The 10,544-nt window shown below is 61.1% G+C and carries 10 protein-coding genes; 4 read left to right on the top strand and 6 right to left on the bottom strand.

What is annotated here, in order from left to right:
- The 6 genes from LW884_11405 to LW884_11380 all read right to left on the bottom strand — a co-directional run.
- A partial coding sequence (locus tag LW884_11405; protein MCE3008936.1) for a phosphoribosylamine--glycine ligase occupies window positions 1–135 on the bottom strand: 135 nt, incomplete at its 3' end.
- A gap of 116 nt (window positions 136–251) precedes the next feature.
- Window positions 252–941, bottom strand: coding sequence for a hypothetical protein (locus LW884_11400; protein ID MCE3008935.1), 690 nt, complete (start codon window positions 939–941; stop codon window positions 252–254).
- Between the two features lie 69 nt (window positions 942–1,010).
- The gene (locus tag LW884_11395; protein MCE3008934.1) at window positions 1,011–1,349 is read right to left on the bottom strand and encodes an Hpt domain-containing protein; all 339 of its coding nucleotides are present in this window, start codon (window positions 1,347–1,349) and stop codon (window positions 1,011–1,013) included.
- A 33-nt stretch (window positions 1,350–1,382) separates the two neighbouring features.
- Window positions 1,383–3,782: an alanine racemase gene (gene alr / locus LW884_11390; GenBank protein MCE3008933.1), complete on the bottom strand. Its 2,400-nt coding sequence runs from the start codon at window positions 3,780–3,782 to the stop codon at window positions 1,383–1,385.
- Window positions 3,783–3,847: 65 nt separating this feature from the next.
- Window positions 3,848–4,579 (bottom strand): LytTR family DNA-binding domain-containing protein, encoded by a 732-nt coding sequence (locus LW884_11385; protein MCE3008932.1) that lies wholly within the window; start codon window positions 4,577–4,579, stop codon window positions 3,848–3,850.
- 19 nt (window positions 4,580–4,598) lie between these two features.
- Window positions 4,599–5,741, bottom strand: a complete 1,143-nt coding sequence (locus tag LW884_11380) for a histidine kinase (protein MCE3008931.1) — start codon at window positions 5,739–5,741, stop codon at window positions 4,599–4,601.
- Window positions 5,742–5,944: 203 nt separating this feature from the next.
- On the opposite strand from LW884_11380, the gene LW884_11375 reads away from it, so the two are divergent.
- From LW884_11375 to LW884_11360, 4 genes are all read left to right on the top strand, one after another.
- Window positions 5,945–6,394 carry a hypothetical protein gene (locus LW884_11375; GenBank protein MCE3008930.1) on the top strand — a complete coding sequence of 150 codons (450 nt, stop codon included), beginning with the start codon at window positions 5,945–5,947 and terminating at the stop codon, window positions 6,392–6,394.
- 89 nt (window positions 6,395–6,483) lie between these two features.
- Complete coding sequence (typA, locus tag LW884_11370; protein ID MCE3008929.1) at window positions 6,484–8,298, top strand: translational GTPase TypA; 1,815 nt, start codon at window positions 6,484–6,486, stop codon at window positions 8,296–8,298.
- 84 nt (window positions 8,299–8,382) lie between these two features.
- Window positions 8,383–9,834 (top strand): sodium:solute symporter, encoded by a 1,452-nt coding sequence (locus tag LW884_11365; GenBank protein ID MCE3008928.1) that lies wholly within the window; start codon window positions 8,383–8,385, stop codon window positions 9,832–9,834.
- A gap of 186 nt (window positions 9,835–10,020) precedes the next feature.
- The coding region (locus tag LW884_11360; protein ID MCE3008927.1) for a T9SS C-terminal target domain-containing protein at window positions 10,021–10,544 on the top strand (524 nt) is incomplete at its 3' end.

Below are 10,544 nucleotides of genomic sequence, written 5' to 3'. Positions count from 1 at the left end.
GGGGTCCAGGGCCAGGTTTGTCCCCACAGCTTCCGTACCCGCATTGCCCGGGGCGATATACACCCGCTCCGTACGAGCCAACGCCCACGCCAGGGCATGCTCGCGCCCCCCGCTTCCCAGCACCAGTATATTCATTTTCGTGTTAATCTTAGGAGTGCGTAAAGCTAGGCATTTTTGCCCCAGCCTACGTCTAGCTACCTGCCCTGTGGGGCAGGCAGGGGTGTTACGCGCCCATACAGGCCGGCCCAATCCTAGTACAGGTCGTGCAGAAACATGCCCAGCGTTAGGTTCAGAAAGAAGCTGCTGCTGGAGGCAGTGGGGGCATCGGTCAGCTGGCCGCCGCTGTAGCGCCAGCCGCTGTTTCCCATGTTTACATAGCCGGCGCGTGCCCCCAGGTAGTAGCCGTTTCGCTGGCCAAAGCGGGCCTGAACACCGGCACCGAGCAGGATAACGGGTCCGCGGCTTGTCAGCTCGCGTACGTTGCCGGGGCCGCTCACATTATCCGGAAAAGAACCCTCGGGCAGGTCGGCCCGCACCCCTATCCGCATGGAGCCATAGCCCACCCCCACCAGGGGGAAGAACTCCAGCCACCGCTTGTGTACCAGGCTATAGCCCACCTGGAGCAGGCCGTAGCCGCCCAGCAGGTTGCTCCTTAGGCTGTCTTCTCTATTTTGGCTCGCATAGAGGGTTCCCTCCAGGCCTACGATAACCCTGCCGTCTATGGCCCTGTAAACGCCGAATGAACCGCCGTAGGCCATGCTACCTACCTCGGGCAGGTTGTTCTCTTTCAGGCGGTCATTCAGGTCGGTAAAGTTTATGGCGTTCAGTCCGCCGGAGAGGTACACACTGGTGTAGCCTACCCCGCTCTGCCCAGCTGCACCGTGCAGGCACAGCAGGCTGAGGAATGCACTACAAACCGGAGCTAGAATAAAACGACGCATAGAAGTGGAGCTAGACCAAAGGGATGAAAACAAAAGTACAGTTTTATTCATAAGATGACAGCCGCAGGCCTAGTGCAGGCCAAAGTAGGCATTTAGCTGCCGGATGGTCTCTTCACAGTCGTGGCCAATGCGGGGCTCCAGGGTCTGCCAGTCTGCGGGAGCGGGTGCCTGCTCTTCGATGTTCCGAAAGTGTAGTGCCAGGGTACGAGCCCCCATGTTGAGTGCGGCACCTTTCAGGGCGTGGGCCATTCGGCGGGCTGCCTCGGCCTGGCGAGCTGCCACCAGGGCACCCAGCTCGGGCAGCCCAGCCTGCATCTGCTCGGCAAATGCGGCGAGCATCTCCTGAATAAAGGCGGGGTCATCCTCGGCCAGCATCCTTAGCTGGCCCAGCATTTCTTCGTCCAGCATGGTTCATCAAGTTAGTTATAAGCTAAGATACAACTATTCCCGGTAAAACCACCGGCGCACACGGGGGCTTATGCCGGCTATCAGCTCATAGGCAATGGTGCCTGCTGCGGCAGCCTGCTGGGTAAGGGGTAGGCTGGGCCCGAATATCAGCACCGGGCTGCCCACCTGGGCTGCAGGCACCTCGGTTACGTCTACCAGCATTAGGTCCATACAGATGGCCCCCACAATGGGGCAGCGCGTACCTAGCACCTCTACCATGGCCCCCTGCATGGCACGCGGTATGCCATCGGCATAGCCCAGTGGCAGGGTGGCTATGCGGCTGGGCCGCTGGGTAACGAAGCGGTGGCCATAGCTAAGCCCCTGCCCTGCCGGGTAGGTAGCCAGGCGTATGATGTGTGTGTACAGGCTGGCGGCCTGCTGCAGGGGCCAGGGGCAGGCATCGGCGGGGGGGATGCCGTAGAGGGCCAGGCCCAGGCGCACCCAGTCGTGCGCATGGGTGGCAAAGCGCAGCAGGCCCGCACTATTCAGCACATGTGCCTTTACGGCAGGGGCCAGCGCACGGATGCGGGCCAGCTCGGCCTCAAACTGAGCCAGCTGGCGGTGGGTAAGGGCATCCTGGGCCGGATCCTCTGCCGCTGCCAGGTGGGTAAACACCGAGTGCAGGGCACCAGGCGTGGCAGCCAGCAGCTGTAGGGCTGCGGGCACCTCAGCTGGCAGCAGCCCCATACGGCCCATGCCCGTGTCCAGCTCCAGGTGGAGGGGCAGGTGCTGCTGCAGGCGCTTCTCCAGCTCGGCCAGGCTGCCCACCACCGGCTCCAGGCGGTAGGCCCGCAGCTGGTCTGCCGCTGCATCCAGGCTATTGAATACCAGAATAGGGGCCTGCACCCCTTTTTTTCGCAGGGCGATACCCTCCTGCAGGTAGGCCACGCCCAGGGCATCTACGCCCTGCTCCTCCAGCAGGTGGGCCACCTCCCAGCTGCCGCTGCCATAGGCCGAGGCCTTTACCATAGCCAGCAGGCCCGTGCCAGCAGGCAGCTGCCGGCGCAGCACGCGCAGGTTGTGTGCTATGGCACCCAGGTTTATCTGTAGCTCGGTCTGGCTGGGGCGCTGGCTCAGGTAGGGAATCAGGCGCTCAAGCCGGAACAGGCGGGCACCCTTGAGCAACACCGTTTTGCCCACGTAGCGGCTGTAGTCCCAGTGTTCCAGCAGGGCATCTACCTCGGCATAGGCCGGGATGTGGGGCGGTGCCAGTGCCTGAAAGACCGGGCCAATGAGGGTGATTTCGCTGCCAAACAGGGCCTGAGCCTCTTGCAGCAGGCGGGCCTGCACGGCGCGCTGCTGCTGGCCCTGGTGCTCCAGGTCGGTCAGGATCAGGTGCTTGCCCGGCTGGCTGCGGTCTTGCGCCAGCCACTGGAAAGCCTGGCTCACACTGCTGGCATCGGCATTGTAGGCATCACTCAGGATGGTTAGCTCCGGATTGTCCGTCAGCATCTCCATGCGCATCTGTACGGGCCGCAGCAGCCGCACGTGCTCCTGCAGCAGCCCGGGTGCCACACCCAGGTCATAGGCCACGGCCCAGGCGGCCAGCAGGTTCTGGGGTGCGTGGGGGGCCGATACGGGCAGGTATAGCCTATGCTGCTGCTGCCGGTAGCGCAGCGCCAGCGCCCAGCCCTCGGCCTGCGGTGTGGCGGCCAGCAGCTGTGCGTCTGCCGCCGGGCTGCTGCCCAGGCGCACCAGGGGGCGGTCTATCTGCTCGGCCCAGGCCTCGGGGGCATATACCCGCTCGCAGGTGGCAAACAGCTTCAGCTTCTCGGCCAGCTTCTCGGTTCTATCGGCAAAGCCCTCGTCGTGCGCATCGCCCAGGCCGGTAAAGACACCCCAGCTGGGCCGGATCATATCGGCCAAGCGCTGCATCTCGCCTGCCTGGCTGATGCCCGCCTCTATGATAGCCAGCTGATGATGCGGACGCAGCGCCAGCAGGCTAAGGGCCACACCCAGCTGGCTGTTGTAGCTGCGGGGGCTTTTGGCCAGCTGCCAGCCAGCCAGCAGGCTACCCAGCCATTCTTTCACAATGGTTTTTCCGTTGCTGCCGGTAATGCCGATGACCGGTATGCGAAACTGGGCGCGGTGGTGTGCCGCCAGCAGCTGCAGCCCCTGTAGCACACTGGCCGACTGTAGCACACTGGCATCTGGCGGCAGGGCTACCGGATGGCTAAGCCAGAACATGCGCACACCTGCAGCATAGGCGGCCTGTACATAGGCATGGCCGTCTCGGCTGGGGCCCGCTAGGGCCAGGAAGAGCGTATGCCCAGGCCGGGCGGGTAGTTTCCGGCTGTCGTAGGCGTAGTGCCAGATGGGCAGCTGCCCGGGACCCTGTAGCAGCCGGATGCCCGGCAGCCGGGCTATCTGCTGGGGAGACCAGGCGGCAATCATCTTGCAAATTAGCGCAATGTAGCCATATCTCCGCCTTGCCGGCTGGGGGGCGGCACCGGCCAGGCCTACAGGCTCAGGCGTTCCTTCATCTTGCCACTCTGGCGGCGGCTTACCTCTATCTGGCTATTGTCTGACAGGGTGAGGAGCAGGCCCCCGCTAAACCAGGGCTCTACCTTGTGTATGTGCTGCAGGTTTACCAGCTGCTTGCGGTTGGCGCGAAAAAACAGGTGCGCATCCAGCCGCTTCTCCAGCGCATTCAGCGAGCGCAGGATCAGCGGGTGCTGGTCTTCAAAGAAGACCTTGCTGTAGTTTCCTACGCTCTCAAACAGGCGGATGTCTTTTAGTTTTACAAACCAGCAGCGGTCTCCGTCTTTCAGAAACACCTGGTCGTCTTCGCGCAGTTGCTTCTCGGGCAGGCCGTCGGGGGCCTCTTCGTCTGCCGTTTTGCCCAGGCGCTGCAGGGCCCTGGCCAGCTGGTCTGGCGCTATCGGCTTCAGCAGGTAGTCCAGCGCATTTACCTCGAAGGCCCGCAGGGCATGTGCATCATAGGCCGTGGTAAAAATCAGGTAGGGGGGCATGGGCTCCAGCTCTTTTAGCAGCTCAAAACCCGACTTGCCTGGCATTTGTACGTCAAGGAACAGGATGTCGGGCTCGCTCTCTCGCAGCACTTGCAGGGCTTCTTCGGCATGGGCGGCCTCGCCCAGCACCTGCACCGGTATCGGCTGCTCCGCCAGCAGGCGCTTCAGTTCTTGCCGGGCCAGGCGCTCATCGTCTACTATTACAGCTGTCCATTTCATGTGTTTGGGGTTAGCGGTATCAAATCATAGGCAGGTTATCTGCCGGATCAGCCCCCGGCCTGGCCGCCCCCTCCAGCAGCGATAGTACGCGCTGGCGGGGCAGCAGCAGGCGGGCTAGCACCTCTGCCTGCCCGGTTTCCGGGTTTGTGGCTTGGGTCAGAGAAAAGCTGGCGTGGCTGTCGTACAGGATACGCAGCCGGTCTCGAATGTTCTGCAGGCCCAGGCCCGCACCGGGGCCGGCCGGGTGCAGGGGGCCACTGTTTCGCACCTCTACGCACAGCCGGTCGGTATCTGCCTCCAGGGTGGCCTGTATGCGCACATAGCCCCCGGCCAGCTGCCGGGCTACGCCGTGCTTTATGGCATTCTCTACGAGGGTAAGGATGCTGAGCACCGGCACAGGCCAGGCATGCAGCTCGTCGGCCAGGGTGCAGTGCCAGCTTAGTTTTTCTTCATAGCGTATCCCCTCCAGCGCCAGGTAGTCGGCCACCGCTGCTAGCTCCTCGCTCAGGGGGATGCGCTCCTGCTGGTTGCTGTACAGGCTGTTGCGTAGCAGCTTGCTCAGCCGCGTCAGGCTCTCTTGTGCCAGGGGGGGGCGCTCTGCCACCAGGGCACGGATGGAATTCAGTGCGTTGAAGATGAAGTGCGGATTGATCTGGCTACGCAGGGTGTGCAGCTCCATGGCGCGCAGGTCGGCTTCCTTTTTCAGGCGCGCTATCTCGGCCTGCTTGTAGTGGGCAAAATAGTGGAGGGCAAAGTAGATGAGCGACCAGATGAGGCAGAGGGCCGCCAGGTTGAAAAAGTTGCTGAACAGCTTGAGGGCTGTGTATTCTTCCGGCTCGTAGCCATAGAGCAGGTAGGCGATGATGACAAGCCCCAGATTGATGAGCAGGCTCAGGATAAGGCTGGACACCAGGATGCACGAAATCTGAAAAGGCAGCGAACGCCGGAGCCAGCCCTGCCTGCGGATAAGCCACCTGAAACAATGCGTGCTGAGCACCCCCAGTACTGGCAGCACCACAAAGGGCAAGAGGTCTCGCGCACGCTGCAGGCTTAGGCCCCGGGTGCTGGCCATGTTCACCACCAGTAGGGTAAGGGTGTAGGCACCCCACCCACCCAGCTGGCAGGCCCAGTACAGCTGGCTACGCCGGATGGTTTTCTGCATATGCGTAAAGATACCTGGCTACAGGCAAGATGAAGCAAAAATTGGGATGAGCGGGCACCCATGCGGCGGACTGGCGGGAACCTGCTGCCAACAGCGCCGGCACCCGGAAAGCACCGCCAATAAATGACACGTATTTTTTTAACATCATTTATTGACTAAACAAAAATATCCTGTATTTTTCATAGGCATATTTAGATTTACCCATGCAAGAGGTACCGAAGGCAAACCTGAGAGAGGTAGAGATACTGGCAGATGATGAGCTAATAACCATCCAGCTACATCGTCCTACGCCCAGCCTGGAGATGATTTTTAAGGAAGGGAAGGGCATCTCTAGCGCGGCGTTTCGGCGCTATCTACAGGTGTACTTGCTGCTGTACATGCAGTATAGGCCGATGTTTGAGGCGCTGAATGGCATATACGACACCCGCCTGCTGCATGCGCTGGCACCCGAAGACCTGAGCTACGCGGCGGAGGAAAACACCCCCCAGCTGTATGAGGCGGGCCTGCGCTACGAGGCCTTCATTGTGCCGCGGGCCGAGATAGGCCAGCTGAGTGTAAACTACTACGGGCGGCTGACAAAAGGGGTGGAGTGGCGCTACTTCTCCTCCATGCGCGAGGCCCGTGCCTGGGTACACCGGATACAGCATGCATAGGCCACACACAGGTTTATCACATTTATGCCACGCAGGCACTGCCAATTCCGCCGAAAAAAGCCGAACTTTGCAGCCTGAAGCATAAAAATATGGCCACATCAATCCGAAACATCGCCATCATCGCCCACGTCGACCATGGCAAAACCACCCTGGTAGACAAGATGGTACATGCCGGCAACCTCTTCCGGGATAATCAAGAGGTAGGCGAGCTAATTATGGACTCGGGAGACCTGGAGCGCGAGCGAGGGATCACCATCACCGCCAAGAACCTCTCTATCGAGTATAAGGGCGTAAAAATTAACATTCTGGATACGCCCGGCCACGCCGACTTTGGCGGAGAAGTGGAGCGCGTACTGCGCATGGCCGATGGCTGTGTGCTACTGGTGGATGCATTTGAAGGCCCCATGCCCCAAACCCGCTTTGTAACCCAAAAGGCCGTGGAGCTGGGCCTGAACCCCATACTGGTGGTGAACAAAGTGGATAAGCCCAACTGTAGGCCCGATGAGGCGGTAGATGCCGTATTCGACCTACTGGTAAACCTGGATGCCAATGAGCGGCAGCTGGACTTCCCCGTGCTGTTTGGCTCGGGTAAGCATGGGTGGTTTGGCCCCGACTGGAATAAGCCTACCGACAGCATAGTGCCGCTGCTGGACCTGATCCTGGAAAAGGTGCCCGAAGCACCCAAACAGGAAGGCCCCCTGCAGATGCAGGTTACCAGCCTGGACTATAGCAGCTATGTGGGCCGCATTGCCATTGGCCGCATATTCCGGGGCGAGGCACGCGAGGGCCAGGCCGTGGTGCTGATGAAGCGTGATGGCACCCAGCTAAAAGGTCGCATCAAAGAAGTGCAAACCTTCTCGGGCCTGGGCCGCATCAAGGTAGAGCAGGCTGAGAGTGGCGATATCGTGGCACTGGTAGGCCTGGAAGGCTTTGACATAGGCGACACGGTGGCCGATGCCGCTCAGCCCGAGGCGCTACCCCAAATCAGCATAGAAGAGCCCACCCTGAGCATGCGCTTTACGGTAAACAACAGTCCGTTTTTCGGCAAAGAGGGCAAGCTGGTAACCAGCCGCCACCTGCGAGACCGCCTGTACAAGGAAACCGAGAAAAACCTGGCCCTGCGTGTGCAAGACACCGAGAGTGCAGATAGCTTCCTGGTATACGGGCGTGGGGTGCTCCACCTGGCCGTACTCATCGAGACCATGCGCCGCGAAGGCTACGAGCTACAGGTAGGCCAGCCCCAGGTACTGTATAAGGAGATAAACGGCCAGCGGAACGAGCCGATAGAGAGCCTGGTGGTAGACGTGCCCGAGGAAAGCGCTGGCAAGGTGATAGAGCTAGCCACGCAGCGCAAGGGCGAACTGGTGGTAATGCAGCCCAAGGGTGAGCTACAGCACCTGGAGTTCCACATACCCAGCCGGGGCATAATAGGCCTGCGCAGCGATGTGCTGACAGCCACCGCCGGAGAGGCTGTAATGGCCCACCGCTTTATGGAGTACCAGCCCTACAAGGGGCCGATACCCGGCAGGCCCGGTGGCGTGATCGTGAGCCAGGGCACCGGCCCGGCCATCCCCTACTCCATCTTCAAGCTGCAAGACCGTGGCCGCTTCATCATCGAGGCCAACCAGGATGTGTATGGCGGACAGGTAGTGGGCGTAACGCCCCGATCGGAAGAGCTGGTGGTGAACCTGCAGAAGGCCAAGCAGCTAACCAACGTACGGGCATCCGGCTCAGACGATGCCATCCTGCTGGAGCCACCCCTGCGCCTCAGCCTGGAGCAGAGCCTGGAGTTTATAGAGGGCGATGAGCTGGTGGAGATAACCCCCACCACCATCCGCATCCGCAAGCAGTACCTGGACGAGAACGAGCGCAAGCGCTACGCAAAAAAGGTGGCTTCGGTGTAAGGCCCATCAGCCGAAGAAGCGAGCACAGGGCATGGCAGCCAGTGGCCTACTCCCACGGAGTGCCAAGGGCGGTTATATTTGGGGGTGATCTCCACCTTTGCCATTTTTGTATCGCTAGCCGTCTATTTCGGCCTCATCAGCCTGCTGGGCTGGCTCAGCCAGCGCCGTAAGCAGGATACCCAGCGCCAGTACTTCCTGGCCGGACGAAAGGCCCCCTGGCTGCTGGTAGCCATCGGCATGGTGGGCAGTAGCCTTAGTGGCCTCACCTTCATCTCCGTACCCGGAAAGGTGGGCCTCGACGGGATGGAATACTTCCAGCTGGTACTGGGCTACATGGTGGGCTATGTGCTCATTGCCCAGGTGCTGCTGCCGCTCTACTACCGCCTGCAGCTTACCTCCATCTACGGCTACCTGGGCCTGCGCTATGGCAGACATAGCTACCTGGTGGGGGCGGCTTACTTTCTGCTCAGCCGCAGCCTGGGCTCAGCCGTTCGGCTCTTCCTGGCTGTCAGCGTCCTGCAGGCAGTGCTCTTTGCGCAGCTGGGTATCCCTTTCTGGCTTACCGCTACGCTTACCATGGGCTTTATCCTCTCGTACACCTATCGGGGTGGCCTCAGCACCGTGCTCTATACCGATGTACTGCAAACCCTGGTGATGCTGGGTGCAGCTAGCCTGGTGTTTGCCCTACTCTTTGGGCAGCTGGGTAGCCCGGCGGCCTGGCACAGCCTGCTGCACAGCCCCCTGGCGCGCATCTGGGTGTGGGATGCTACTGCCCCCAACTATTTCTGGAAGCACTTTGTATCGGGCATCTTCATCACCCTGGTAATGACTGGCCTGGACCAAGACATGATGCAGAAAAACCTGAGCATCCCCCGCCTGGGGCAGGCCCAGCGCAATGTGTACCTGTACAGCCTGCTCATCCTGCTGGCCAACCTGCTTTTCCTTGGCCTGGGCGTGCTGCTCTACACCTATGCTGCCCAGATAGGCTGGCGAGCCCCAGCAGCTACGGATCACTTTTTCCCCCTGCTGGCCCTGCAGCAGCTAGGCCCGCTGGCGGGCATAGCCGTAGTGGTGGGGCTGGTAGCCGCTGCCTACAACAGTGCCGATGGCACCCTGACAGCCCTAACCACCAGCACCTGTGTGGACGTGCTGCGCACCGAGCGCCTGCCCGAGGCGCGGGGCCGGGCTATCCGCCACCGGGTGCACCTGCTGTGGGCGGGGGTGTTCCTGCTCTGCATCCTGGGCTTCGGGCTGCTGGATGGCGGTGGCTTCAGCGCCATAGACCTGGCCCTGCGCCTGGCTGGCTATACCTATGGGCCGCTGCTGGGTCTCTTCGCCTTTGGCCTGCTAAGCCGGCGCCGCGTGCGCGATAACTGGGTGCCCCTGCTGTGCCTGCTGTGCCCCCTGCTGTGCCTGGGCCTACAGCTACAGGCCCCCACCTGGTGGGGCTACAGCTTTGGCTTCGAGCTGCTGCTCATCAACGGCCTGCTTACCTACCTGGGCCTGCTGGCCCTCTCTGTGCCAGCCAGGCGCTGACCCGGACCGTCTAAACAGATGGCCATAGAGTGCTCATCCACAACCACTTAGTAAGAAGCCGGAGCGGCCTATGCAAAACTGGAAAAAACCGTTATCATGAATTTAAAATGAATCTGACTATCTATATTGATTACAGGGTCTGATTCTTCTACTTTTGGTAGACATACGTCGATTCTACCCACCCCCATGAATACTACCCCCCAGCTTGCCATCCTTGCCCTGCTGCTCGCCGCCCTGGCTGCCCACGCCCAGCCTACCGTGCAATGGGACCGAACCCTGGGCGGCAGCAATTTGGATTTTTTGACCTCCCTGCAGCAGACCACCGATGGCGGCTACATCTTGGGCGGCCGGTCTGCGTCCGATGCGGGCTTTGAGAAGAGCCAAAACAGCCGAGGCGAATTAGACTACTGGGCAGTGAAGCTGGATGCCGCCGGAAACAAGCAATGGGACCGAACCTTGGGCGGAAGTCGTAGCGATGAGCTCAACGCCCTGCAGCAGACCACCGATGGCGGCTACATCCTGGGCGGCCGGTCTGCGTCCGATGCGGGCTTTGAGAAGAGCCAAAACAGCCGAGGCGAATTAGACTACTGGGTAGTGAAGCTGGATGCCGCCGGAAACAAGCAATGGGACCGAACCTTGGGCGGAAGTCGTAGCGATGAGCTCAACGCCCTGCAGCAGACCACCGATGGCGGCTACATCCTGGGCGGCCG

It is taken from the genome of Bacteroidota bacterium, from assembly GCA_021300195.1.
Classification (GTDB): Bacteria; Bacteroidota; Bacteroidia; order J057; family JAJTIE01; genus JAJTIE01.
The sequence above is the reverse complement of the archived record's forward strand: the minus strand, read 5'-3'. Positions and strand labels throughout refer to the sequence as shown.

What these genes read in the sequence shown, in the direction of transcription:
- LW884_11400 (MCE3008935.1), bottom strand. Translation starts at nt 941, where the DNA reads ATGCGTCGTTTTATTCTAGCTCCGGTTTGTAGTGCATTCCTCAGCCTG.
- LW884_11395 (MCE3008934.1), bottom strand. Translation starts at nt 1,349, where the DNA reads ATGCTGGACGAAGAAATGCTGGGCCAGCTAAGGATGCTGGCCGAGGAT.
- alr (MCE3008933.1), bottom strand. Translation starts at nt 3,782, where the DNA reads ATGATTGCCGCCTGGTCTCCCCAGCAGATAGCCCGGCTGCCGGGCATC.
- LW884_11385 (MCE3008932.1), bottom strand. Translation starts at nt 4,579, where the DNA reads ATGAAATGGACAGCTGTAATAGTAGACGATGAGCGCCTGGCCCGGCAA.
- LW884_11380 (MCE3008931.1), bottom strand. Translation starts at nt 5,741, where the DNA reads ATGCAGAAAACCATCCGGCGTAGCCAGCTGTACTGGGCCTGCCAGCTG.
- LW884_11375 (MCE3008930.1), top strand. Translation starts at nt 5,945, where the DNA reads ATGCAAGAGGTACCGAAGGCAAACCTGAGAGAGGTAGAGATACTGGCA.
- typA (MCE3008929.1), top strand. Translation starts at nt 6,484, where the DNA reads ATGGCCACATCAATCCGAAACATCGCCATCATCGCCCACGTCGACCAT.